This window comes from Amycolatopsis sp. Poz14, from assembly GCF_006704225.1.
In the GTDB taxonomy this organism is placed as follows: domain Bacteria; phylum Actinomycetota; class Actinomycetes; order Mycobacteriales; family Pseudonocardiaceae; genus Amycolatopsis; species Amycolatopsis nivea.
In genome coordinates, this window is sequence record NZ_JACLHD010000001.1 from 8,577,601 (window position 1) to 8,600,339 (window position 22,739).

21 protein-coding genes are annotated in these 22,739 nt (G+C 69.6%); 10 read left to right on the forward strand and 11 right to left on the reverse strand.

Annotated elements, in window-relative coordinates:
• Positions 1 to 18 precede the first annotated feature (18 nt).
• Together FKO37_RS39825 and FKO37_RS39830 are read right to left on the reverse strand one after the other, a co-directional pair.
• On the reverse strand, positions 19 to 942 hold the full coding sequence (locus tag FKO37_RS39825; RefSeq protein WP_238607777.1) for an alpha/beta fold hydrolase: 924 nt from the start codon (positions 940 to 942) through the stop codon (positions 19 to 21).
• Positions 935 to 2,458 (reverse strand): NAD(P)/FAD-dependent oxidoreductase, encoded by a 1,524-nt coding sequence (locus tag FKO37_RS39830; protein WP_238607778.1) that lies wholly within the window; start codon positions 2,456 to 2,458, stop codon positions 935 to 937. Before FKO37_RS39830 ends, FKO37_RS39825 begins: the two co-directional genes overlap by 8 nt.
• A gap of 166 nt (positions 2,459 to 2,624) precedes the next feature.
• On the opposite strand from FKO37_RS39830, the gene FKO37_RS39835 reads away from it, so the two are divergent.
• Positions 2,625 to 3,857: a helix-turn-helix domain-containing protein gene (locus FKO37_RS39835; RefSeq protein WP_238607779.1), complete on the forward strand. Its 1,233-nt coding sequence runs from the start codon at positions 2,625 to 2,627 to the stop codon at positions 3,855 to 3,857.
• Between the two features lie 5 nt (positions 3,858 to 3,862).
• Here FKO37_RS39835 and FKO37_RS39840 read toward each other — a convergent pair whose 3' ends face one another.
• Both FKO37_RS39840 and FKO37_RS39845 read right to left on the reverse strand, forming a co-directional pair.
• Positions 3,863 to 5,170, reverse strand: a complete 1,308-nt coding sequence (locus tag FKO37_RS39840) for an MFS transporter (protein WP_238607780.1) — start codon at positions 5,168 to 5,170, stop codon at positions 3,863 to 3,865.
• A 210-nt stretch (positions 5,171 to 5,380) separates the two neighbouring features.
• Complete coding sequence (locus FKO37_RS39845) at positions 5,381 to 6,160, reverse strand: glucose 1-dehydrogenase (RefSeq protein WP_238607781.1); 780 nt, start codon at positions 6,158 to 6,160, stop codon at positions 5,381 to 5,383.
• Between the two features lie 134 nt (positions 6,161 to 6,294).
• Between FKO37_RS39845 and FKO37_RS39850 the strand changes: the two genes are divergently transcribed.
• Positions 6,295 to 6,915, forward strand: coding sequence for a TetR/AcrR family transcriptional regulator (locus FKO37_RS39850; protein WP_238607782.1), 621 nt, complete (start codon positions 6,295 to 6,297; stop codon positions 6,913 to 6,915).
• Between the two features lie 156 nt (positions 6,916 to 7,071).
• Positions 7,072 to 8,682, forward strand: a complete 1,611-nt coding sequence (locus tag FKO37_RS39855) for a DUF2079 domain-containing protein (protein ID WP_238607783.1) — start codon at positions 7,072 to 7,074, stop codon at positions 8,680 to 8,682.
• A 442-nt stretch (positions 8,683 to 9,124) separates the two neighbouring features.
• Here FKO37_RS39855 and FKO37_RS39860 read toward each other — a convergent pair whose 3' ends face one another.
• A complete protein-coding gene (locus FKO37_RS39860) occupies positions 9,125 to 9,403 on the reverse strand; it encodes a hypothetical protein (RefSeq protein ID WP_238607784.1) in 279 nt (92 codons plus the stop codon).
• Positions 9,404 to 9,431: 28 nt separating this feature from the next.
• Positions 9,432 to 10,538 (reverse strand): 23S rRNA (adenine(2503)-C(2))-methyltransferase RlmN, encoded by a 1,107-nt coding sequence (rlmN, locus tag FKO37_RS39865; protein ID WP_037810339.1) that lies wholly within the window; start codon positions 10,536 to 10,538, stop codon positions 9,432 to 9,434.
• Positions 10,539 to 10,927: 389 nt separating this feature from the next.
• Here rlmN and FKO37_RS39870 point away from each other — a divergent pair, with 389 nt between their 5' ends.
• Positions 10,928 to 11,503: a papain-like cysteine protease family protein gene (locus tag FKO37_RS39870; protein ID WP_051171572.1), complete on the forward strand. Its 576-nt coding sequence runs from the start codon at positions 10,928 to 10,930 to the stop codon at positions 11,501 to 11,503.
• Positions 11,504 to 11,506: 3 nt separating this feature from the next.
• The gene (locus FKO37_RS39875) at positions 11,507 to 12,274 is read left to right on the forward strand and encodes an LPXTG cell wall anchor domain-containing protein (RefSeq protein ID WP_238607785.1); all 768 of its coding nucleotides are present in this window, start codon (positions 11,507 to 11,509) and stop codon (positions 12,272 to 12,274) included.
• A 34-nt stretch (positions 12,275 to 12,308) separates the two neighbouring features.
• Here the strand turns inward: FKO37_RS39875 and FKO37_RS39880 are convergent, their stop codons facing one another.
• A complete protein-coding gene (locus FKO37_RS39880; protein ID WP_037810336.1) occupies positions 12,309 to 12,647 on the reverse strand; it encodes a helix-turn-helix domain-containing protein in 339 nt (112 codons plus the stop codon).
• A 47-nt stretch (positions 12,648 to 12,694) separates the two neighbouring features.
• Between FKO37_RS39880 and FKO37_RS39885 the strand changes: the two genes are divergently transcribed.
• A complete protein-coding gene (locus FKO37_RS39885) occupies positions 12,695 to 13,648 on the forward strand; it encodes a nitronate monooxygenase family protein (protein ID WP_238607786.1) in 954 nt (317 codons plus the stop codon).
• Here FKO37_RS39885 and FKO37_RS39890 read toward each other — a convergent pair.
• Entirely contained in the window at positions 13,645 to 14,547 is a 903-nt protein-coding gene (locus FKO37_RS39890) for a LysR family transcriptional regulator (protein WP_037810332.1), read from the reverse strand. The genes FKO37_RS39885 and FKO37_RS39890 overlap by 4 nt on opposite strands.
• Before the next feature lie 87 nt (positions 14,548 to 14,634).
• On the opposite strand from FKO37_RS39890, the gene FKO37_RS39895 reads away from it, so the two are divergent.
• Entirely contained in the window at positions 14,635 to 15,891 is a 1,257-nt protein-coding gene (locus tag FKO37_RS39895) for an aspartate aminotransferase family protein (protein WP_238607787.1), read from the forward strand.
• A gap of 1 nt (position 15,892) precedes the next feature.
• On the opposite strand, the gene FKO37_RS47320 is transcribed toward FKO37_RS39895, so the two are convergent.
• Positions 15,893 to 16,021 carry a hypothetical protein gene (locus FKO37_RS47320; protein WP_255807061.1) on the reverse strand — a complete coding sequence of 43 codons (129 nt, stop codon included), beginning with the start codon at positions 16,019 to 16,021 and terminating at the stop codon, positions 15,893 to 15,895.
• Positions 16,022 to 16,176: 155 nt separating this feature from the next.
• Between FKO37_RS47320 and FKO37_RS39900 the strand changes: the two genes are divergently transcribed.
• Positions 16,177 to 18,537 (forward strand): penicillin acylase family protein, encoded by a 2,361-nt coding sequence (locus tag FKO37_RS39900; protein ID WP_238607788.1) that lies wholly within the window; start codon positions 16,177 to 16,179, stop codon positions 18,535 to 18,537.
• On the opposite strand, the gene FKO37_RS39905 is transcribed toward FKO37_RS39900, so the two are convergent.
• Positions 18,503 to 18,919: a hypothetical protein gene (locus tag FKO37_RS39905; RefSeq protein WP_238607789.1), complete on the reverse strand. Its 417-nt coding sequence runs from the start codon at positions 18,917 to 18,919 to the stop codon at positions 18,503 to 18,505. The two genes, FKO37_RS39900 and FKO37_RS39905, sit on opposite strands and share 35 nt — an antisense overlap.
• Before the next feature lie 218 nt (positions 18,920 to 19,137).
• On the opposite strand from FKO37_RS39905, the gene FKO37_RS39910 reads away from it, so the two are divergent.
• Positions 19,138 to 20,346 carry a sensor histidine kinase gene (locus tag FKO37_RS39910; RefSeq protein WP_238607790.1) on the forward strand — a complete coding sequence of 403 codons (1,209 nt, stop codon included), beginning with the start codon at positions 19,138 to 19,140 and terminating at the stop codon, positions 20,344 to 20,346.
• Positions 20,331 to 20,975: a response regulator transcription factor gene (locus tag FKO37_RS39915; RefSeq protein ID WP_238607791.1), complete on the forward strand. Its 645-nt coding sequence runs from the start codon at positions 20,331 to 20,333 to the stop codon at positions 20,973 to 20,975. Before FKO37_RS39910 ends, FKO37_RS39915 begins: the two co-directional genes overlap by 16 nt.
• Before the next feature lie 43 nt (positions 20,976 to 21,018).
• Here the strand turns inward: FKO37_RS39915 and FKO37_RS39920 are convergent, their stop codons facing one another.
• The gene (locus tag FKO37_RS39920; protein WP_037810321.1) at positions 21,019 to 22,671 is read right to left on the reverse strand and encodes a glutamate--tRNA ligase; all 1,653 of its coding nucleotides are present in this window, start codon (positions 22,669 to 22,671) and stop codon (positions 21,019 to 21,021) included.
• Between the last annotated feature and the right edge of the window lie 68 nt (positions 22,672 to 22,739).

Below are 22,739 nucleotides of genomic sequence, written 5' to 3' on the forward strand. Positions count from 1 at the left end.
TACGGGCCGATGTCGCCCTCAGGAGATGCGGGCGTGGTTCCCGCCTTCGGTCACCCGCTTGGCATGTTCCGCGATGTACTGCGTGATGGGCTCGACCAGCGCCTCGGGGATGTGATGCCCCATGCCGGGAATGACCACGTGCTGCGCGGAGCGGATCGCCCGCACCGTCGCGGCACCGCCGCTGGGGGCGACCAGCAGGTCCCGGTCGCCGTTGATCACCAGGGTGGGAGCGGTGATCCGGCTCAGCTGGGCGGTCCGGTCCCCGGAGGCCTGGATCGCCTGGATCTGCCGGGCCGAGCCCGCGGCCAGGTCCCCCGCGGCACGGTCCCAGCCGCCCGCCGCGACGGCTGCCTCGGCCGCGTCGTCGATGGGGTATCCGGTTCCGGCGATGTGACTGGTGATCCGCAGGTGGGCACGCACCGCCGCGGTCCGGGTCCGCGCCGGCGGGGCCGCGAGCAGCCGCATCGTCGACCAAGCCGGCTGACCGATCTTCTTCGCGCCCGTGGTCGAGAAGATCGAGGTCAGGGACAGGACTCGCGCGGGTTCGGCCGCGGCGACCGTCTGCGCGATCATCCCGCCCATGGACCGGCCGGCGAGGTGCACCTGCCCGATCCCGAGGTGGTCGAGGACGCCGGCAGCGTCGGCGGCCATGTCCGCCAGCGAGTAGGCGTCCGCGCGGGGGCGGGCGAGCAGCTGCCGCCACAGCGCGGGCGGCGGGGTGGCCGCGAACGTGGACTGGCCGACGTCGCGGTTGTCCAGCGTGACGACACGGAAACCCCGGTCCACCAGCGAACTGACGAACGAGCCCGGCCAGAAGGTGAGGTCTTCGCCCAGACCGGCGATCAGCAGGATCGCGGGATCGGCCTGGTCACCGTGGTCGCGGAAGCAGATCGTCGTGCCGGACGGCAGGGCCGCGTACTGGTCGATGGATTCCTCAGACATGGGCCGACCGCCTCTCGCCGGGCAGCGCGACCACGCGGGCGCTGCCGAACTCGAGGTTCTCGTCGGCGACCGGGCCGCGCAGCGCCTTGGCGTCCTCGGGGAAGGACATCGCCATCCGCCAAGGCGCGGCGTGTCCTTGTTTGGGCAGGGTCTTCTCGGCCCGTTTGGCGTACCCGGCCTTCAGGTCCATCACCGGCTTGCGCGGCATCCCCGGCACCGCGACCGGGACCACCCGGTCGTGGCCGTGTGCGTCCATGTGCCGGACCAGGTCGATGAAGTAGCGGCACATGAGGCTCACCTTGAGGGTCCAGGACGAGGTCGTGTAGCCGAGCGCCATCGCCCAGTTGGGAATCCCGCTCAGCAGCATCCCGCGGTAGGAGACCGAGTCCGCGATGTCGATTTCGCGCCCGTCGACCACGATCGGCATCCCGCCGAAGAGCCGCATGTTCAACCCGGTCGCGGTGACGATGATGTCGGCTTCGAGCTCCTCGCCCGATTTCAGGACGATGCCGCGCTTGCTGAACCTCGTGATGGAGTCGGTGACGACCGAGGCGGTACCGGCCGAGATAGCGTCGAAGAAATCGCCGTCCGGGGCCAGGCACAGCCGCTGGTCCCACGGGTCGTACGGCGGGTTGAAGTGCTTGTCGACGTCGAACCCTTTGGGCAGCCGCTTGAGGTTCTCCCGCCGGATCAGTGCGCGCCCGATCTTCGGGAACGCGCGCAGGCCCTTGACGATCCCGTGTTCGATCCAGATGTTCTTGAACCTGGTCGCGGCGTACCCGCGCTTTTCTCCCAGCAGCTTCGTGAGAGTCAACGCGAGCCGGTCGACGCGGGCCAGCGACATGATGTAGGTGGGCGTGCGCTGCAGCATCGTGACGTGCTGGGCAGTTCCCGCCATCGCGGGCACGAGCGTCACCGCGGTCGCGCCGCTGCCGATGACGACGACCTTTTTGCCGCTGTAGTCGAGGTTCTCCGGCCAGTGCTGCGGGTGGACGATCGTGCCCCCGAAGTCTTCGCGACCGGGGAACTCCGGCGTGTACCCCTTGTCGTACCGGTAATAACCGGTCGCGGCGAACACCCAGCCCGCCCGGATCGTCTTCGTCGTGACCGACCCGGTGGCCGGGTCCGCCGCCTCGACGCGCAGCGTCCACCGCGAGTCCACTGTGGACCATTCCGCCCGGACGACCCGGTGGCGCAGCCTGATCAGCCGCGCCAGGTCGTTCTCCGCCACCGTTTCCTGGAGGTACTCCCGGATCAGCGGAGCGTCCGCGATCGCGGCCTCGTGGCGCCACGGCTTGAACTCGTAGCCGAACGTGTGCAGGTCCGAGTCCGACCGGATGCCCGGGTAGCGGAAAAGATCCCAGGTGCCGCCGATGTTGTCGCGGCCCTCCAGCACGACGAGCGATTTGCCGGGAAGCTCCCGGCTGAAATACGCGGCCGCGCCGATCCCGGAGATTCCCGCACCGATGACGACGACGTCGAACTCCTCGATCGCGTCCGACACCTCATCTGTCATGTCTGCCTCTCCTCGTTGAGCCGGCTGCTGATGTGGGCTTCACTGTCGCGAGCCGCGACGCCGGTCACAACGACAGCGGGCACCGGCTTCGCCGGGAGCGTGTGCACGATGCACTCCCCCCGGGGCGTGCCGTGCCGATTCGGCGGAGCCGAGGCACACTTCGGGGATGGAAGAGCTGTGGCCCCCGCCCACCGCCGAGGCCGCCGAAGCGATCCGGGCCGTGTGCCAGCGGCTCCTGGCGGACGCCGAAGCGCTGGCCGAGGCCGTCTCCGCGTCCACCCGCCGGGTGCAGTACAACCCGATGGCGCTCACGGACGCGTCGCTGGGCGAAGAGGACCACGAGCTCAACCGCTCGGACCTCGTGCAGTGGCTGACCTCGAACATCCAGCGTCCGGGACAACGGGTGGAGCCCTACGTCGGGCCGAGGATCGCCGCGTACATCGGCGATCTCGTCGCGCGCGGCATCGCACCCGACTTCGCCGAGGGCTGGCGGGCGGCGCTGGGGCTCGGCTGGCGCCGCTGGCTGGAGGAATGCTCGGCGCACTGCGCGGACCGGGACCTGCTCGTCGACGTCCTGGACGTGTCGGCGAAGTCGCTGATGCAGTACGCGCTCGACTCGGTCGCGACCCTGCACGAGACCAGCCTTGCCGCCGCGATGGGCAACGCGGACGCCGAGGCGATCGCCCTGATCCAGATGATCGCCAGCGGCACGCCGGTGTCGGAGGATCTGGCCGAGCGGCGGTTGCGCTACCGGATGGGGCGGTGGCACGTGGGTCTCGTGCTGTGGGTCGACGATCCCGGCCGGCAGGACTGCCTGGAGGAAGCGACCGCGGCCCTGCGCTCCCCCGACGCGAGCCGGAGCACGCTGGTCGCCCGTGCCAGCACCAGCTCGCGCTGGATCTGGCTGTCCGGAGCGGACGTCCCGGACCTGCATCCGGCGGAGAAGATCTTGTCGGTCAACGAGGTTCGCGTCTCAGCGGGACGGCCGGGACGCGGGCTCGACGGGTTCCGGTCCAGCCACCAAGACGCGCTCTCGGCGCAGGCGCTGATCGTCCGGCTCGGCTCCGACCGCCGGTTCACGGCTTACGCGGATGTCGAATTGATCGACGCGCTCACGAAGGATCGCGACAGCGCGCGCCGGTTCGTCGTCAACACCCTCGGTCCGCTGACCGAAGCCGACCCGGCGCTGCGGCAGGCACTCCTCACCTACGTGCAATGCGGCTTCAACACCACGCGGGCAGCCGCCAACCTCTACGCACACCGCAACACCGTGGAGCGGCGAGTCTCGCGCGCCAACGAACTCTCGGTCGTCAAGGTCGAGAACAACCCCACGCACGTGGCGGCCGCGCTGCTGGTGCTGGACATCGCGCCGGAAGTCATGACCGACGGTTCCGACTGAGCTCGCTACTGCTCCAGCTTCCGGAACCAGTGCAGTGCCGGAAGCGCGAGCAGGGTCGCCCCGGCCAGCGCCGCGAACGCGATGGCCGGGCTGGCAACGAGGAAGCCGACCACCGTCGCCAGCAGCACTCCGCCCAGATTGCCCGACATCCAGATGAGCCCGGCCGCGGTGCTCTCCGCGTCGAGGGCGTGCCGCTCGCTCAGCGAAAGCACGATCGGCAGCGCGGGCAGCAACACGAAACCGATTCCCAGCAACGCGAGGTAGGCCATCGGCACACTCGGCACCAGGGCCAGGTGCAGGCACGCCACGGCGGTGAACGCGATCCCCGCGCCCATGAGCCCGACCTCGCGGCCCCGCCGATCCGCCCATACCGGCACGACCGCGCAGCCGAGCACCCCGGCGATCATGGTGAACGCGAGAATGAGCCCCGCGGTGGATTCCGGAATTCCCGCCGGCGCCAGCAACGGTTGCGCGAACGTCGCGAGAGCGATGAACGTGCCCATGGGAATGGCAACGCCCGCACACAACCGGCGGACGTACCGATTCCCGAACGCCGCGCGGAAGGCCCGCAGGCCGCCGCTGGAGCTCGCCTGCGCCGGTGGCACGCGCAGCGCTCCGACGACGCACAGCCCGGCGTCCAAAGCGATCAGCGCGGTGATGAGCGTGAGGGTGCGGATGTTGCTCTCGCCGGGAAGAAACGCGCCGAGCAGATACCCCACGACCATGCCGCCGAAGGTGGCCGACGACGCGGCGGCGATTCCCGTCGCGCGGTCCTTCGCGGCCAGGTACCCGACCGCGAGCCCCGGGATGGCGTTGAGGATGAGCGGCTGCCCCACCGCGGCGACGACCTGTCCGGCGAAGGCCCAGGTGAAGTCGTCATTGACCAGCCGCAGGAAGGCCCCGCACGCAGTGAGGACCGCACCCGCGATCAGCGCCGGCCGGAGAAACCGGTCGAGCGCGAGCCCGGCCGGGATGGCGAGAACGACGTAGATCAACGGGAAAACCTGGGACAGCCACCCGATCTCCCCGACGGAAACCCCGAAATGCCGCGCGGCATCCGCGGTCACCGGCGCGTAATTCACGAAAAGCGCCTGGCTCGCGGCGGCGAGCAACCCGTAGGCGAGAAAAACCGACCACCGGCTCTTCACCTGCGGCAACGCCTGGGGGATCTTGCGCACGACCCGGGCCTTGCGAGGCCGCGCCTGCAGACCGAACGACTCGTCACGCCTGCGGGCATTGCTTCCGATCAAAACGGTGGCGACCGCGACCACGCCTGCGGCGGCAGCACCACGCACTCGTCGTTGAGTGGGCATCTGAGTGTCCTTGTCGGTCGAACGTGAGGACTCACTGTCGCCATCGCGTTCGCCCTTGGGTACGACACTCCGCACCCCGATTCGAGCCAGGCAGTGCACCCGGCACCACCCGACGAAGCGACTACGGCCGTTGAGGCACGAAACGGTCAGCGGGCAAGCCAGGGAGATCCCCGACCACGGCCGAGCCCGACCCGGTCTTGTCCGGAATGCTCACGCGGCCTCGGCCTGAAGCGCGGGGCCGAGGAGGAGCCCACCGTCGATGACGTACTCCGACCCCGTGACGAACGACGCGTCCGACGACGCGAGGAACAGCAGAAGACGGCTGACGTCAGCAGGTTCCCCGAGCCGTGGGACAGCGAACGGCTCGGGCGAGTAGAAATCAGCGATCGCCGCCGCAGCACCGACTGCCGGTTCGTGGATGAACGGAGTCGAGATCACGCCAGGATGGATGGTGTTCACGCGGATGCCGTCGCGGCCAAGCTCGAGCGCGGCCGTCTGGGTGAGACCTCGCACGGCCCACTTGCTGGCGACGTACGGCGCGTAGTGCGCTGTGCCGCCCAGGCCCATCACCGAGGCGATGTTGACGATGGCTCCCCCAGCCGCGCGGCGCAGAGCGGGGGCTGCGGCCTTGATGCCGAGGAAGGTCCCGGTGAGGTTGATGTCGAGGATGCGCGACCACGTGGCCTGGTCCGTGTTTTCGATTGTCGCAGGCGGATTCTGCACACCCGCGTTGTTGACGAGGACGTTCAGCGCCCCGAAAGCGTTCTCCGCGGCCAGCACAGCGGCGGACCACGAGCTCTCGTCTGCAACGTCAAGACGGACGAAGCGTGCGCGCGTCCCGAGCTCGTCGACGAGCGCGGCACCGCGTTCCGCATTGAGGCCGCCGATCACCACGTTCGCTCCCTCCGCGTGAAAGGCGCGCACGTGGTTCGAGCCCTGGCCGCCGGTCCCGCCGGTAACGAGCACGGTCTGATTTTCGAAGCGGGGCATCAGATGTTCCTTCGGTACGAGGGGAATGGCCGGCTTCGATGAGCGACAGCCGATGGTGAGCCGGTTGACTCACCTCTCCGAGGCTAGGTCGGCGGCAGTGGCGAGTCAAGCCACTCACCTCGTATGCTCGGCTCATGAGCAAGGTCGTGCCGACGTATCACCAGCGCGTCGCCCAGGAGAAGCGCGCGCTGATCGTGACGGCCGCGACCGCCCTGTTTCTCGAGTTGGGCTACGACCGGACATCGCTGGCGCGGATCGCGGAGCGCTCGGGCGTTTCGCGGGCCACTTTGTTCAAGCAGTTCCCGAGCAAAGCCGCGCTGTTCGACGCCATCGTGACCGAGTCCTGGTCGACCGCTGACGAGGTGGATCCCCCGCCGCCGGGCAACGTCGTCGACGGGCTCGGCATCATCGGCCGCCGTTACGCCGAACTGCTCGGCCGCGCCCAGATGACCGACCTGTTCAGGATCGTCATCGCCGAACTGCCGCGGTTCCCCGAACTGGCGCATGCGCAGTTCTCGCAGGGAAAGATGCCCTACTTCGAGTCCGTGCGCAGCTACCTCCTGGCCGAACACGAGGCGGGCACGGTGCGGATCGAGGACGCGGACCTCGCGGCCACCCAGTTCCTGGGCATGATCTCGAACTACGTCTTCTGGCCGACGCTCCTGGTGCCAGGCTGGGAAGTGACCGCCGAACGCGTCGCGCAGGTAGTCGACGAGGCCGTCCGCACCATCGCCGCCCGGTACGCCGTGAGCTGATCTCGGCGTTACCTCCGGGACAGAGATCAGCAACACTCTTGTCCAGACCGCCCTGGACACGGTAAAAGCAGCAGGTCACACCGAAAAATCCGCCGCACGCAGCGGGCACGTCCGGCAGGCCGCCGACCGGGTGACTCCAGATCGCTAGGAGAGGTCTTGACCGCGCTCGCTTCCCCCGCCGCCGTGCTGCCCGCCGCCCGAAGACCCCGCGTCGGAATCGCCGCCCTGGCAGCCTTCGCCGCCCTCCCCGCCGCTCTGGCGTTGTGGACCGCCCTGCACGCCCCGCGCGCACACGTCCTGCTCGACTACTGGCACGTCCTCGCGAAAATCACCGACGACCGCGGAAACCTCGTGCTGGGCCAGGTGCTCACCTACCACCTCGACCAGCCCTTCGTGATCCCCTCGCTGCTCTTCTACGCCGACGCCGCCTGGTTCGGCGGCGACAACCGCGTCCTCACCGTCCTCACCGTCGCCCTCGTCGCCGGGATTGGTGCCTGCCTCTACTCGATGCTGCCCGCGTCCCTGTCCCCGCACCGGAAAGCCGCGCTCGCCGCCGGGATGTCGTGGCTGCTGTTCACCTCGCACCTGGCCGAGATCTGGCTGCAAGGAACCAACGGCATCAGCTGGATCCCCGCGGTCTTCTTCACCGTCCTCGCCGCCTCCCAAGCCCACCGCGGCCGCCTGTGGACCGCAGCGACCGCTGCGCTGCTCGCCAGCCTCAGCTTCGGCGCCGGACTCCCCGCGTTCTTCATCGTCGCCGCGATCTTCCTGCTCCGCCGGGAACACCGCAGCAAAACCATCGCCATGGCTGCCGCCGGGGTCGTCGTCCTCGCAGGCTGGCTGCTCACCAAACCCGCCGGCGCCCAATCCTTGGCCACCACCGCTCTCGACCCCGACGGCCGCCTCTCCGTCGCCGCCGCCGCGCTCGGCAGCCTCTGGTCCGGAGACCACGCCGTCACCGCCGTCCTCGCCGGAGCCCTCACCGCCGCGCTCCTGGCCGCCTGTGCGACCTCAGCGAAGAACGACCCGCGCGCCGCCGGATGGATCGGCATCGCCGGATACGCCGCCGCCCTCGCCGTTCTCGTCGCCCTCGGCCGCACCAGCGCACTCGCCCCTGGCGGGAACATCGGCCTCATCAGCCGCTACGCCATCGCCAGTGCTCTAGCTACCTCTGCGCTCCTCGCGCTCGCGACGTTCGTCCGTCCACAATGGCCGCTCACCGCCGTTGTCATCGGGATCTGCACGATCTCCCTGACCACCCACGCACTCGGCGGCGCCAAAGCAGACCTCACCCGCCGCGGCTACGCCCCGCTCGCCCTGGCCCCCGTCGCCCTGCGCACCGAAGCCACCGGCGTCCTGGACCAACTCCACATCCAAAGCCAAGTCATCCCCGCCGCGAAAGCCCTCGGCGCCTACCCCTTCAACCCCCACTTCACCCTCGGCTGCCACGGCCCCGAACTCGGCACCCCCATCAACCCGGCCACCGCCACCGACCTGCCCGCCGCCCACGGCGCCATCACCACCCCGCAACCCGGCGCCCTCATCACCGGATGGACCGACCTGCACCCCGACTGCATCCTCACCACCAACCCCACCGGCACCGTCACGGGCGGCGGCATCACCAACCTGCCCTCCCCGGCCCCCGGCATCCCCGACGGAAACGCCTGGCAAGCCACCGCACAACCCGGCACCGGACCGATCACTGTCTACGCGGTAGTCGGCGACCGCCTTTACCGGGTGCACGAATCTGCGGGTAGCGCGAACTGAGCAAGAAAGCGAATCCGTTGGCACGGCGCGACTGCACCTCACGTGCCGGAGACGCTCACAGTCGCCGCCGAAGCTTCATGGTGCGGCAAGTCGCCCACGCACATCGGCCATTTGACGCTGGAGTCACTCATCGGCAATGTCGTGAGCGCCTGCGCGGCCTTTCCGATGCAAAACGAGTGAAGAGCTTGAAGCTGTCGTTTTCCGGATTGGCCGCCCCGGACCTGGACGGCCGTTCGCGAACGGAAGTGTTCGTCAATGTGGGAAGCCGACCTCACTGCGCTGGACGGCGATCCGGACGCCTTCAGACGCCGCGATCGACGAATTCGCGACCCGTTTGCGGGGCGACTGCCTACGGCTGCTCGGCCCATGGATCGAGCCCTACTTCGACTAAGACACCGATAGCCGGTTCAGGGGCGCGGTCGCCCGTCGTGCAGTGTCTAAATCAGCGACCGAGCCACGGTGCGAGCAGCTTCTCCAGCGCGTCGTCCGACAGCGCCGCCGCTCCGCCATGGAATTCGTGCCACCGCGACGCCTCGCGGGCCGCGTGGTAGTCGACCTCGAAGGCGCGCATCAGGACGTACATGAAACTGCCCGAGTCGAACCGCTCGCCCAGCAGGGTACGAGCCGTCCGGGCCACGTCCACTGCGGTGTGGGGGCCGTTCACGTCAGCCAGCTTCAGTTCCTCAGCCGCCGGATCGAGCAGGCTCGGCGCACACAACAAGACAACTACTCCACTCTGAACTGTTCGCTCAACCTTCGGCGGCAAGCTGCCCGCAGGCCGCCGCGATGTCCTGCCCGCGCGTGTCCCGCACCGTGCACGCAACCCCACCGGCATTCACCAAGCGCACGAACTCGCGCTCCACCGGCTTCGGCGACGCATCCCACTTGCTGCCCGGCGTCGGGTTCAACGGAATCACATTGACATGCACCAACTGGCCCAAATGCTTCCGCAACCGCTTCGCCAGCAACTCCGCCCGCCACGGCTGATCATTGATATCCCGGATCAACGCATACTCGATCGACACCCGCCGACCCGACGTGTCCGCGTAATACCGGGCAGCAGACAGCACCTCGTCCACCGACCAACGATTGTTCACCGGCACCAACGTGTCCCGCAGCTCATCGTCCGGCGTGTGCAGCGACACCGCGAGACGCACCTGCATCCGCTCGTCCGCCAGCTTCCGAATCGCCGGAGCAAGCCCCACCGTCGACACCGTCACCGAACGCTGGCCAATACCCAGACCACCCGGCGGGGGATCAGTGATCCGACGCACCGCAGCCACCACGCGCTTGTAGTTCGCCAGCGGCTCGCCCATGCCCATGAAGACGATGTTCGACAGCCGCCCCGGGCCGCCGGGCATCGAGCCGTCTCGCATGACCGCGGCGGCGTCGCGGACCTGGTCCACGATTTCCGCGGTCGAGAGGTTGCGGTCGAGGCCGCCCTGGCCGGTCGCGCAGAACGGGCACGCCATGCCGCAGCCGGCCTGGCTGGAGATGCACAGCGTGGCGCGGTCCGGGTAGCGCATGAGCACGCTTTCCAGCAGCGTCCCGTCGTGCGCGCGCCACAGGGTCTTGCGGGTCGCGCCGCCGTCCGCGGCCAGTGCGCGGACCTCGGTGAGCAGCGGCGGCATCAGGTCCGCGACCAGCTTCTCGCGCGAGGCGGCCGGGATGTCGGTCATCTCCGCCGGGTCGACGGTGAGCCGCGAAAAGTAGTGGTTCGACAACTGCTTGGCGCGGAACGCCTTCTCCCCCAGTTCGACGACCGCCTCGGCTCGCTCGGCCACCGTGAGGTCGGCGAGATGGCGCGGCGGCAGGCCGCGCTTGGGCGCGTCGAAAACAAGAGGGAGGGCAGTCATGACCGATCAAGTGTCTCATACGCGCGAACCCGGCGCTCCGCCCCCTCGCGGGCGGCGGGCGAACCGGGTCAGCGGGCGGCCTCGGCGCGATCCGGCCGCCGGGTCGCCGGAACGGCGGCCGACGAAGGGCGGGCGGGATTCAACGGAAAAACACCCTACGAAAGTCGGATTGCCGAATGCTTTCCGGGATGAATTCCCTTATAGTCGATGCCGGGCGCGCAAATAATCGACCGGCGTAGAAATATCCGCCGCGGCACTTCGGCAACGGAATACCCCCGTTAGTCGGTAGTCGCCGCAAACTTCGCGCGCGTACCGTTCGCGGCGCATCTCCCCTTCCCCACCGGTCCGGAATTCCCCGGACCGGCCGGGCTTCCCCGTTGGAGGATCCCGTGAAAGTGCGTTCTTCGATTCTGCGCGCAATAGCGGCGGTCGCGACCGCCGCGGCCGCCGCGCTCGCCGTTCCCGCCGCCGCGGACGCGGGCGAAACGAACATCTCGATGCAGGCCCAGCAGAAAGACCAGTGGTGCTGGGACGCCAGCGGCAACACCATCGCCGCGTACTGGGGCTATTCCCTGACCCAGACCCGGTTCTGCCAGATCGCGCACAACGAGTCCGGCAGCGACTGCGCGAACAACCAGGGCTATCTCAGCGACCAGCAAAGAGTTTTCCGCTACCTCGGGTTCCGCAGCGTCGGCTCCTACAATTCCAACGGCTACCGGCTCTCCTTCTCCGGCATCAAGAACCAGATCGACGCCGGGCAGCCCATCGGCACGCGGATCGGCTGGACGTCGGGCGGCGGCCACATGCACGTCCTCTACGGCTACGACGACTCCAACGGCCGCAGCATCGTCGAATACGGCGACCCGTGGCCGTCGAACAACCGCTACAACTCGATGAACTACAGCTCCTACGTCTCCAACAACCAATTCGCCTGGACCCACACCGTCTACGGAATGGTGGGCTGACTCATGCTGCGAACCATCCTCCGCACCGCTGTCGCATCGGGAGCCATCGCTGCCGCCGTGTTCGCCGCGAACCCGGCGTCCGCCGCGCAGTCGCCGACCGGGCCGTCCTCCTCGGACACCGCGGCGATCTCCGGTCTGCTCGCCAGCCCGGACACCGCCGCCCGCCTCGCGCACACCAAGTTCCCCGGCGCGGCCCCTGCAGCCGCGCACGCCACTCGGGCCGCGGCTGACGCCAACACCCAGATCCCGGTCTACGAACCGACCGCGGCGTTCATCAACGGCGAATCCGACGTTCCGGCCGCCCTCGCGTACGTCGCGTCTCCGGCCCACCTCGCCGACGGGCGCGCCGCGACCGTGTGGGCGCAGCCGAGCAAGGCCGGATGGCAGGTCATCAACGTCGCTTCCGGCAACGACGAACAGGTCCACGCGGCGGCCGCGCACGGCGGCTACCTGCTGCACGAACCGCAGGTCAACGCCTGGTACTCGGTCAACGGCGACACCGTGACCGTCCTCGACGGCGCGGTCTCCGGCGTCCCGGCAGGCACCCGCGTCACCTTGGCGGGCTATCGGGCCGAACTGCAGAAACGCTACGGCGACAAGCTGCCCGGCTCGACGTATGACAAGACCGGCGCGGGCGGCGGTTATGCCGTCACCGCCCCGAACACCGGCGGGGACGGAAGCCCGGCCACCGCGCTCGCCGTCGGCGGGGCGGCCGCGGCAGCCGCGGGCGGAGCGTTCCTCCTGCGCCGCCGTTCCCAGCACAGCAAGTGATCCGTCGGCGGCAGGGGTCCGCCCCTGCCGCCGATCACTCGCCGCCGTCGAGCGACGCGGCCCACCGATCCGCCCACGACACGAGCGGCCGCAGCGCGTCGAACGCCTCGCGGCCCAACGTCGTCAGCGCGTAATGCGATTCGCCGGTCTGGTGCACCAAGCCCGCCTCGCCGAGTTCGACCAGGCGTTGCCGCAAGACGCTCGAAGACATCCCGTCGCACCGTTGCTGCAACGCGCGAAAACCGAGCGTGCCGACCTGTAGCTCCCACACGATCCGCAGGCACCACCGCCGCCCGAAGAGGTCGAGCGCGGCCATCAGCGGACGGCCGGTCGTGGAGCCCCGGACCGGCTGTCCCGGCTTCGGCGTCGCCATCCGAATCTCCTTGTGCTTCGATTTCCGAAACACTAACATCGGCCGCCATGATTCGATTTCCGAAGCAGGTCTGCGCCGCGCTCGGCATCGACGTGCCGATCGCGCAGGCCCCGATCGGCTCCGCTTCGACCCCGGCGCTCGCCGCGGCGGTCTCGAACGCGGGCGGGCTGGGGACCCTCGCACTCACCTGGACCGACCCGGACGAGGCGGTCCGCCGGATCCGCGAGGTGCGCCGCCGCACCGACCGTCCGTTCGCGGTCAACCTCGTGCTCGACTTCCCGATCGACGACGTCCTCGACGCCTGCCTCGCCGAAGATGTCCCGATCATCTCGACGTTCTGGGGCGACCCCGCCAAGGTCGCCGCCCGCGCGAAGGACACGCGGCTGATCCACACCGTGGGCTCGGTCGCCGAAGCACGACAGGCGGCGGAAGCAGGCGTCGACGTCGTGGTCGCGCAAGGCTGGGAAGCGGGCGGACACGTCCGCGGCCAAGCGTCGACCCTCGTGCTGGTGCCCGCCGTCGTGGACGCGGTCGGCCCGATCCCCGTGCTCGCGGCAGGCGGAATCGCCGACCGTCGCGGGCTCGCCGCAGTACTCGCCCTCGGCGCGCAAGGCGGCTGGCTGGGCACCCGATTCCTGACCGCGACCGAAGCGGCGACCCACGATTCCTACCGTGAAGCCGTGCTCGTCGCGGAACTCGAGGACGCCGTCCACACCCGCTGCTTCGACGGCGGTTGGCCCGACGCGCCGCACCGCGTCTTGCGCAATTCGACGCTTACGCATTGGGAAGCGGCAGGCCAACCACGCACGGACCGCCCCGGCGAAGGCGACGTCGTAGCAACGGATGCGGCCGGAAACCCGTGGCAGCGCTACGACGACATGATTCCCGTGCCAGGCATGACCGGAGACCTCGAAGCCTTGGCGCAGTACGCCGGACAGGCCGCGGGATTGGTCCGAAACGTCGCTCCAGCCGCGCAAATCATGGCGGACCTCGTCGGCTAAACCTGTTCCACCGCCGCCGGAAGCTCGACCGGTTGCTGCAGCGCGTCGAGCACCGCGTTCACCGCCGCCCGCCGCGGCGATCCGCGCCGGGTGACCGCGACGATCGTGCGCGTCACCGGCGTCGACAGCGCCTTCGTCGCGACCCGGTACCGCGGATCCACCGCCAGCCCGGGCAGCAGCGCGATCGACAGCCCGGCCTCGACGTGCTGCAACGTCATCAGATAGTTGCTGAACCGGCACACCGCGCGCGGCTCGAAGCCCGATTCACGGCAGAGCCGCAGCGTCAGAGTCGCCATGTAGGACTGGGGAATGTCGAGCGCCCACGGTTCGCCCGCGTAGTCCGCGAGCACCGCCGGCCCGGGCGGCTCCGGCCGGTCGAGCGCGGTGACCAGCACAATCGGATCGGTCGCCAGCCGGATGATCTCGAGGTCGGGGCCGAGCGGCAGGTCGACGAAATCGGTGGTGGTGATGATGACGTCGCTGTCGCCCGCCCGCAGCGCCGGGACGCTTTCGTGCGGTTCCCGTTCCGCCAGTTCGGTTTCCAGCCGCGGATAAGCCTGCGCGAGACGCGTCGCGGCGGGCACCGCGAAGGTGTGGATCGCGCTCTGGAACGCGCCGATCCGCACCAGCCCGGCCGGTTCGTCGCCGCGCAGTTCGGCCTCGACCGCGTCGAGATGGTCGAGAATCGCCCGCGCCTGCCGGGCCAGTTTCTCCCCGGCGGGCGTCAGCCGGACGCGGCGGCCGGTGCGTTCCAGCAGCCGGGTGCGGGTTTCGGTCTCCAGCAGCGCGAGCTGATGCGACACCGTGGAGGCGCTGAGATTCACGTCCTGCGCGACCGCGCGAACGGTGCCCAGCACGGCGAGCCGGCTCAGCAGCCGCAGCCGCCACGGGTTCAACATGCCCCCATCGTTGTTCGACGCCATCGCACAGGCAAGCGGAAACTGTGAGATGGACGCGGCGCTCGGTCCGGCCCTACCGTCGAAGCCATGGCCACCGACACCTTCTGGTCCGACGTCGACCGGCACCTCGTCCGCTACGCCGGCCCCGGCTCGTTCACCGGCGAAATCATCGACCGCGCCGAGGGCAGTTTCGTCTTCACCGAGGACGGACGGCGCATCCTCGACTTCACGTCCGGGCAGATGAGCGCGATCCTCGGGCACGCGCATCCGGAGATCGTCGAGACCGTCCGGAAGCAGGCCGCGAAGCTCGACCACCTGTTCAGCGGGATGCTGAGCCGTCCGGTGGTCGACCTCGCCCGGCGGCTCGCGGAAACGCTGCCGGCCCCGCTGGAGAAGGCGCTGCTGCTCACCACCGGCGCCGAGTCCAACGAGGCCGCGCTGCGGATGGCCAAACTGGTGACCGGCAAGCACGAGATCGTCTCGTTCGCCCGGTCCTGGCACGGGATGACGCAAGCCGCGGCGAGCGCCACCTACAGCGCCGGCCGCAAAGGCTACGGTCCCGGCGCGCCGGGCAACTTCGCCATCCCGGTGCCCGGTGCGGACTGGGAGCACCAGCTGGACCTCGCGTTCGACCTGATCGACGCGCAGTCCGTCGGCAGCCTCGCCGCGTGCCTCGTGGAGCCGATCCTCAGCTCCGGCGGGATCCTCGTTCCCCCGCCGGGCTATTTCCAGGCCCTGCAACGGAAATGCCGGGAACGCGGCATGCTGCTGATCCTCGACGAAGCACAGACCGGGTTGTGCCGCACCGGAACCTGGTACGCCTTCGAGCACGACGGCGTGGTCCCGGACATCCTCACGGTGTCCAAAACGCTCGGCGCCGGACTGCCGCTGGCCGCGGTGCTGACGAGCGCGGAAATCGAGCAGGAAGCCCACGAACGCGGGTACCTGTTCTTCACCACGCACGTCTCGGACCCGCTTCCCGCCGCGGTCGGGAACACGGTGCTGGACGTCCTGATCCGCGACCGTCTCGACGAACGCGCCCGCGACCTCGGCACCCGGCTGCGCACCGGACTGGACGAAATCGCGACGCGGCACGAGGCAGTCGGCGAGATCCGCGGCCGAGGCCTCCTCGCCGGACTGGAACTGAGCGGCGGCGGCCCGGACGCGGACAAACTCGGCGCGCGCGTGACGCAGCGCTGCCTCGAACTCGGGCTGCACATGAACATCGTCCAGCTGCCCGGCATGGGCGGGGTGTTCCGGATCGCGCCGCCGCTGACCGCCGCCGACAGCGAGATCGACCTCGGACTGTCCATTCTGGACGAGGCGATCGGGGACGTCTCGTAGCTCAGCGCGGAACGCGGCCCGCGACGGCGGTCGCCACCTTCTTGGCGAGGTCGCAGGTGTCCACGGCGACGGTCACCAACTCGCGGGTCGTCCCCGCGAGGACGACCCCGTAGCCGCGCTGCCCTGGCACCAGCGGCCGACCGTCTTGGGCGCGGTACCGCTCCCGTGGCTGAGTTCGGGCCCAGTACAGTCCGGTTCCCCCTACTCGTCCCGGTTCAGGGGTGGGTCCCCGCGCTCGCCGCGATTAGCGTGCGCGGGGTCAACGCTGCTGCCGGGGGTGGGGAAATGCGGTCCAAAGCTACCGTCCTGATACTCGTTCTGACGCTGCTCGGCACCGCCCCGGCCGCGTCGGCGAGCAGCGGGCACACCGTCGCGCTGGACGGTCTTTCCCGGCCGGTCGACCTGCTCGTCGACAAGTGGGGCGTCCCGCACATCTACGCCGCCAACACCGCGGACCTGTTCTACGCGCAGGGATTCACCGTCGCCCGCGATCGGCTCTTCCAGCTCGACACCTGGCGCCGCCGGGGGCTCGGGTTGCTCAGCGAGGTCCTCGGCGAGTCCTATGTGGACCAGGACCGCGCCGCCCGGCTTTTCCTGTACCGCGGCGACATGCAGAAGGAATGGGCCTCCTACGGTCCCGAAGCCAAACTCGCCGCCACCCGGTTCGCCGCGGGGATCAACTCCTACCTCGACTGGCTCGCCAAGCACCCCGAGGCCGCCCCGCCGGAGTTCGCCAGGCTCGGCTACCAGCCGTCGCGCTGGCAGCCCGAGGACATCGTCCGCATCCGCTCGCACGCGATCGGCGAGAACCTCACCTGGGAGGTCGCCCGCGCGCAAATGGTGTGCCACGCCGGGCCGGGCGCGAGCAAATATCTCCGCAGCCTGCACCCCGACCACGAGGCCGCGGTGCCCGAAGGCCTCGACCCCTGCTCGATCCCCGGCGACGTGCTTTCCGTGTACAACAAGGCGACCGCCGGCGTCACGTTCCCGAAGGGCGTCGCCTCGGACCGGGACATCGCCGACGCCACCAGCGGCAGCAACTCGTGGGCGATCGGCCCCGGCCGCACCGCCACCGGACGGCCGATCCTCGCCAGCGACCCGCACCGCCGCTCCGACTCGTTGCCCTCCGGCCGTTACGTCGCCCAGCTTTCCGCGCCCGGCTTGAACCTCACCGGCGCGGGCGAGCCGTGGAATCCGGGCATCGCCATCGGGCACAACGATTCCGTCGCGTTCGGCCTCACGAACCTGCCGGTCGACCAGACCGACCTCTACGTCTACGACCTCGATCCCGCCGACCACAGCCGGTACCGCTACCGCGGCGGCTGGGAGCCGATCACCAAGCTCACCGAAACCATCCCGGTGCTCGGCGGACAGCCGGTGACCCGCGAACTGTCCTTCACCCGGCACGGCCCGATCGTGAAGGTCGACGAAGCAGCCCACCGGGCGTTCGCCGTGCGCACCGTCTGGACCGAACCGGGCAGCGCAGCGTATCTCGGCAGCCTCAACTACCAGCGGGCCCGCAACTTCACCGAATTCACCGCCGGAATGCGCGAGTGGGGCACGCCCGGATCGAACCTCGTCTACGCCGACGTCCACGGCGACATCGGCTACGTCCCCGGCGCGCTGACCCCGCGCCGCACCGGGACCGCTTACGACGGTCTGCTGCCCGTTCCCGGCGACGGCCGCTACGAGTGGAACGGGTTCCATCCCAACTCCGAACTCCCGTGGCAGCACAATCCGCCTGCCGGATTCTTCGCCTCCGCCAACGACTACAACCTCCCGCCGGGCTTCCCGGTGGTGTCCAACTACGAATGGCAGCAGCCGTACCGCAAGGAGCGGATCGACGAGCTGATCAAGTCCACACCGTGCGCCCGCGTCGCCGATTCGCTCGCCATCCAGCGCGACGAAAAATCCCTGCTGGCACCCCGGCTCGCCCCGTTCCTGCGGAACCTCTCCTCCACGGATCCGGACACCGCGAAGGCGCTCGAAGTGCTGCGCGGTTTCGACGGCGTCGCCTCGGTGGACTCCGCACCCGCCCCGCTGTACGAAACCTGGCTGCTGAAGTACCTCCACGGCGGCTGGGCGCACGCGACGCTCCCGCAAGCCGCCGCAGACGTCCTGGCCAGCACCATCAATCCGGATTTCAGCCTCGTGCTCGCGTCCTTCGCCGATCCGGACGCGTGGTTCGGCCCCGGCGGCGCGGCCAAACGCGACAAGCTGATCCTCGCCACTCTCCAGCTCGCTTTCCGCGACGTCGCCGGAAAACTCGGCAGCGACCCGGCGAAGTGGCGCTGGGGCGCGCTGCAGCACCAGGAATTCGTGCACCCGGCAGGCGGCCCGAACGTCGGCCCGAACCCGGTCGGCGGCGACTACCAGACCGTCCACCCGTCGTTCTTCCACCCGTTCACCTACCAGCAGCTCAACGGCGCGACCTTCAAAATGGCGCTCGACGTCGGCGACTGGGACGCGTCGCGGGCGATCAACGCGCCCGGCCAGTCCGGCGACCCGCGCAGCCCGCACTACCGCGACCTGAACGACCTGTGGGCGTCCGGCGGCTCGTTCCCCCTGCTCTCGAGCCGCTCGGCCGTCGAACGCAACCTCGACACCCGGATCAGGCTGGTTCCGAGGTCCGCTTCGGGAAGTTAGCCCGCATCCGGACGAGCGGGACCGCCGCGCCGGCCAGCAGGACCGCACAGGCGGTCTGCAGCAGCAGGAACCAGACCGGGCACGCACCCGGGATCAGGTCGACGCCGACGAGCGCGACCGGAGCGATGATCGAGATGAACCGAGCCCGCTCATAAGCCCGGCGCGACCCCTTCACCGCGAGCGTGACCAGCCAGTACATGATCGCGGCGCTGACCGGCACCAGTGCGGAGCGCGTCCACATGAAGCCGGTCGCGCTCCCGTCGACGACGGCCAACGCGACGATCGTGCCGAAGACGGCCGCGCCCATCGCTCCGTAGGCCACGACGAACTTCTTCGTCAAGCCGAACCGGTCTTGTACGGCGGCGCGTTCGATGGTCTGCATCGCTGTCCTCCCTTGTGGTTTCCCGTTGTGCCAGCAACGCTAGGAAGCCGCGGCCCGGCCCGGTATGGGTCTGGCCGCACAAGGGGGTGGGGCTGGACCCACTCCTGTCCCGCGACGGCGGGAATCCGGCGTTTCGTGGTGCACAGTGGACCGCGAAGCCGGATGGACAGGGGGAAGAAACGATGCGACAGCTACGGTCCTGGATACGGGACTGCGGGGTGGGATTCGTCCGCGCCGCCCAGGCAGCGGGCGTGGCGCTGCTGATCCCGGTCGTGTGGGCGGCCGCGGTCGGCCTGTGGCAGCTGTGGGGCGGCAGCCCGTGGTCGTGGATCGCGCCGTTCATCTGGGCGGCGATCGGGACGCTGGCGCTGGCGCGTCCGGTGTGCCGGATGACGCGGGTCATGGTCGCGAACTGGACCGGCATCGTGCTCCCGCCCGGATACCGGAAGCTCCCGCCGATCACCCAGCTGTCGACCGGATACTGGTGGAACGGCCACTCCTACTCGCGCACCCAGGAAGAGGCCCGGCGCGAGCAGCGGTTGAAGAACTGGCGCTACGACCCGGCGACCTGGCGGGACCTGCGGTTCGCGCTGATCGCGCCGGTCTCGTTCGGTCTGGTCGCGCTCGTGCCGCTGCTCGGGGTCGTCGCGGCGGTACTGACGCTGGTGAACCTGCCGGAGGGATATCTCGCCGGTCTGCTGGTCACGATCGCGACCGCGCCGTACGCCTGGCGCAGCGTCATCCCGGTGGCCACGCGATTCCTGGGCGCGTCCGCCACGATGGAACTGGCCGACCGCGTCGACACCCTGACCGCCTTGCGCGCGGACACGACCATCGCGCAAGCCGCGGAAATCCGTCGCATCGAACGGGATCTGCACGACGGCGCGCAAGCCCGGCTGGTCGCGCTCGGCCTCGCGCTGGCGACGGCGGAGAAGCTGATGGAGACCGATCCTGAGCAGGCCAAGGAATTGCTGCGCGACGCCCGGGCCGGCGCCGCCACGTCGCTCACCGAATTGCGCGAGCTGGTCCGCGGCATCAGCCCGCCGGTGCTGAACGAACGCGGGCTCGCCGACGCGGTCCGCGCGATGGCGATGGACCTGCCGCTCGACGTGACAGTCGAAGCCGATCTGCCGCAGCCGCTCGATCCGCCGATCGAATCCGCGCTGTACTTCGGAATCGCCGAACTGCTCGCCAACACGGTGAAGCACGCGCACGCGTCGCACGTCCAGGTTTCCCTGGTGCAGGAAGGGAATCGGCTGTGCGCCGCGGTCGAAGACGACGGTCTCGGCGGGGCCGGGATCCACCCGGACGGCGGGCTTGCCGGGCTGCGCCGCCGCCTCGCGGTCTTCGACGGCACGGTGGAGATCACCAGCCCGGCGGGCGGGCCGACCCGAGCGTGGATGATGGTGCCATGCGCATCGTCGTAGCCGAAGACCTCTACCTGCTGCGGGACGGTTTGGTCCGGCTCCTCCATGCCTACGGCCACGAGGTGGTGGCGACCGCGACGACCGGCCCGGAAACCGTCGCCGTGCTGCGCGAACACCGGCCGGACGTCGCCGTGGTCGACGTCCGGATGCCGCCGACGCAAACCGACGAAGGCCTCCGTGCGGTCCTCGCCGCGCGCCGCGAGACGCCCGGGCTGCCGGTGCTGATCCTGTCGCAGCACGTCGAACAGCTCTACGCCCGCGAACTGCTGGTCGGCGGGGCCAGCGGCGTCGGATATCTGTTGAAGGACAGCGTTTTCGAGGCCGAACAGTTCATCGACGCGCTCGAACGCGTCGCGGCCGGCGGCACGGCGATGGACCCGGCGGTGATCTCGAAACTGCTCACCAGCGGATCGCCGGACCAGCGCCTCGGCTCGCTGACCGAGCGCGAGCGTTCAGTGCTGGAGCTGATGGCGGAAGGCCTGTCGAACGCGGAGATCGCCCGGCGGCTGTTCCTGAGCGAAAGCGCGATCAGCAAGTACACGACGTCGCTGTTCGGCAAACTCGGCATCACCGACGACGACACCGGCAACCGGCGCGTCCTGGCGGTGCTGACCTACCTCAACTCGTGAGTGCTGAGGCCGCCCAGAACCGGCCTCAGCGCTCACGAGCTGGTCAGCTCACCAGATTGTCGAAGCGGCGCAACGTTTCCTCCGCGCCCAGCGCCTGCGTGATCGAGTGCAGGTCCGGGCTGCGGGTCGACCCGGTGATCGCGATCCGGATGATCTGCGAGGCCTCGCGGATCGAACCCGGGTACGCGTCCGGGTCCTTCTTGTATTCCTTGGCGTTCTTGGCGAACCCGTGCTTCGCCGCGACCTCGCGGATCTGCTGGAACCACTCCTGGCCGTCGTCGAGCTGCTGGTACGCGGACACGAAGTCCGACGCCACCGCGCGCACGACGTCCGCCGGAACGCCCAGCGCCGCGATCCGCTCGTCGTCCGGACCGGTCGCCGCCTGGTGCAGCTGCGGGAAGAAGAACCCGTAGACGGCGCGGAACTCGCTCCACTTCTTCAGGTCCTTGCGCGGGTTCTCGACGCCCTCGCGCTCCACCGCCAGCGCACGCAGCGCCAGCTCGCGGGAGGACTCCAGAACCGCCTTGAGCTCCGGGTCGAATCGCTCAGCCCACTCCAGCACCGACGCGAGGATCTCCTCGCCGGACAGCGTCGCGACGTAGTCGGCGGCGAGGTCGTCCAGCTTCACCAGGTCCACGAGCGGACCGGCGACGCCGCACTCGTCGAGGTTGATCGGCGCGTCCAGCGCTTCGGCGAGCGGCATCTCGGCGAGCCGTCCGTTCGCCAGGCCGCGCAGGTAGTACAGCACCGCCGGGACCGGGTAGCCGGCTTCGAGGTAGAAGTCGACGGAGGCTTCCGGGTCCTTGCGCTTGGACAGCTTCCGCTTGCTGCCGCCCTCCTGCTTCATCAGCGGCGCGATGTGCGCGTACTGGATCGGCTCGAAGCCGAGCGCTTCGAAGAGCTGCTGGTGCGTCGGCACCGACGAGATCCACTCGTCGCCGCGGATCACGAGGTTCACCCGCATCAGGTGGTCGTCGACGGCGTGCGCGAAGTGGTAGGTCGGCAGCCGCGGGCTCTGGTCGGAGCTCTTGAGGATCACCACGTCGTTGCGGTTGGCCTCGGCCTCGATGGTGCCGCGGATCGCGTCGGTGAAGCGCACGCGCTGCCCGGTGTCGTCCGGCGCGCGGAAGCGGACCACCCACGGCTCGCCCGCGTCGAGCTTCGCCTGCACGTCGGCCGGGTCGGCGTCGCGCCAGATCGCCCACGAGCCGTAGTAGCCCGTCGGGAGCTTCGTGGCCTGCTGCCGCGCGGTGATCGACGCCAGCTCGTCCTTCGTCGCGAAGTCGATGTACGCGCGGCCTTCGCGCAGAAGGTGCCGTACGTAGGTGAGGTAGATCTGCTCGCGCTCGGACTGCCGGTACGGCCCGTACTCGCCGCCGCGCACCGCGTCCTCGTCCGCCTGCAGCCCGAAGTACGCGAAGCCGCGTTCGAACTGCTCCAGCGCCCCCTCGACCTCGCGAGACTGGTCGGTGTCCTCGACGCGCACCAGGTAGCGGCCTTCGGATCGGCGCGCGACGTCCTGGTCGATCGTCGCGACGTAGATGCCGCCGATGTGCACGAAGCCGGTCGGCGACGGGCCGAACCGGGTCACCTTCGCGCCGTCGGGCAGCTGCCGGGCCGGATAGCGCTGTTCCCAGTGCTCAGGCTCGGGCAGATCCGCGGGGAACAGGGCGTCGATGACCGCACGGTCCAGCATCGGAGGTCGGGTCTCCCAGGTCGTTCGGGTGTTTTCGCTAGTGCTTCGAGTATCGCCGACCGCCGTCC

Coding starts and splice junctions, on each gene's coding strand:
- FKO37_RS39830 (WP_238607778.1), bottom strand. CDS start 2,458: ATGACAGATGAGGTGTCGGACGCGATCGAGGAGTTCGACGTCGTCGTC.
- FKO37_RS39920 (WP_037810321.1), bottom strand. CDS start 22,671: ATGCTGGACCGTGCGGTCATCGACGCCCTGTTCCCCGCGGATCTGCCC.
- FKO37_RS39885 (WP_238607786.1), top strand. CDS start 12,695: ATGATTCGATTTCCGAAGCAGGTCTGCGCCGCGCTCGGCATCGACGTG.
- FKO37_RS39890 (WP_037810332.1), bottom strand. CDS start 14,547: ATGTTGAACCCGTGGCGGCTGCGGCTGCTGAGCCGGCTCGCCGTGCTG.
- FKO37_RS39905 (WP_238607789.1), bottom strand. CDS start 18,919: ATGCAGACCATCGAACGCGCCGCCGTACAAGACCGGTTCGGCTTGACG.
- FKO37_RS39835 (WP_238607779.1), top strand. CDS start 2,625: ATGGAAGAGCTGTGGCCCCCGCCCACCGCCGAGGCCGCCGAAGCGATC.
- FKO37_RS39825 (WP_238607777.1), bottom strand. CDS start 942: ATGTCTGAGGAATCCATCGACCAGTACGCGGCCCTGCCGTCCGGCACG.
- FKO37_RS39840 (WP_238607780.1), bottom strand. CDS start 5,170: ATGCCCACTCAACGACGAGTGCGTGGTGCTGCCGCCGCAGGCGTGGTC.
- FKO37_RS39850 (WP_238607782.1), top strand. CDS start 6,295: ATGAGCAAGGTCGTGCCGACGTATCACCAGCGCGTCGCCCAGGAGAAG.
- FKO37_RS39915 (WP_238607791.1), top strand. CDS start 20,331: ATGCGCATCGTCGTAGCCGAAGACCTCTACCTGCTGCGGGACGGTTTG.
- FKO37_RS39895 (WP_238607787.1), top strand. CDS start 14,635: ATGGCCACCGACACCTTCTGGTCCGACGTCGACCGGCACCTCGTCCGC.
- FKO37_RS39845 (WP_238607781.1), bottom strand. CDS start 6,160: ATGCCCCGCTTCGAAAATCAGACCGTGCTCGTTACCGGCGGGACCGGC.
- FKO37_RS39880 (WP_037810336.1), bottom strand. CDS start 12,647: ATGGCGACGCCGAAGCCGGGACAGCCGGTCCGGGGCTCCACGACCGGC.
- FKO37_RS39875 (WP_238607785.1), top strand. CDS start 11,507: ATGCTGCGAACCATCCTCCGCACCGCTGTCGCATCGGGAGCCATCGCT.
- FKO37_RS39900 (WP_238607788.1), top strand. CDS start 16,177: ATGCGGTCCAAAGCTACCGTCCTGATACTCGTTCTGACGCTGCTCGGC.
- rlmN (WP_037810339.1), bottom strand. CDS start 10,538: ATGACTGCCCTCCCTCTTGTTTTCGACGCGCCCAAGCGCGGCCTGCCG.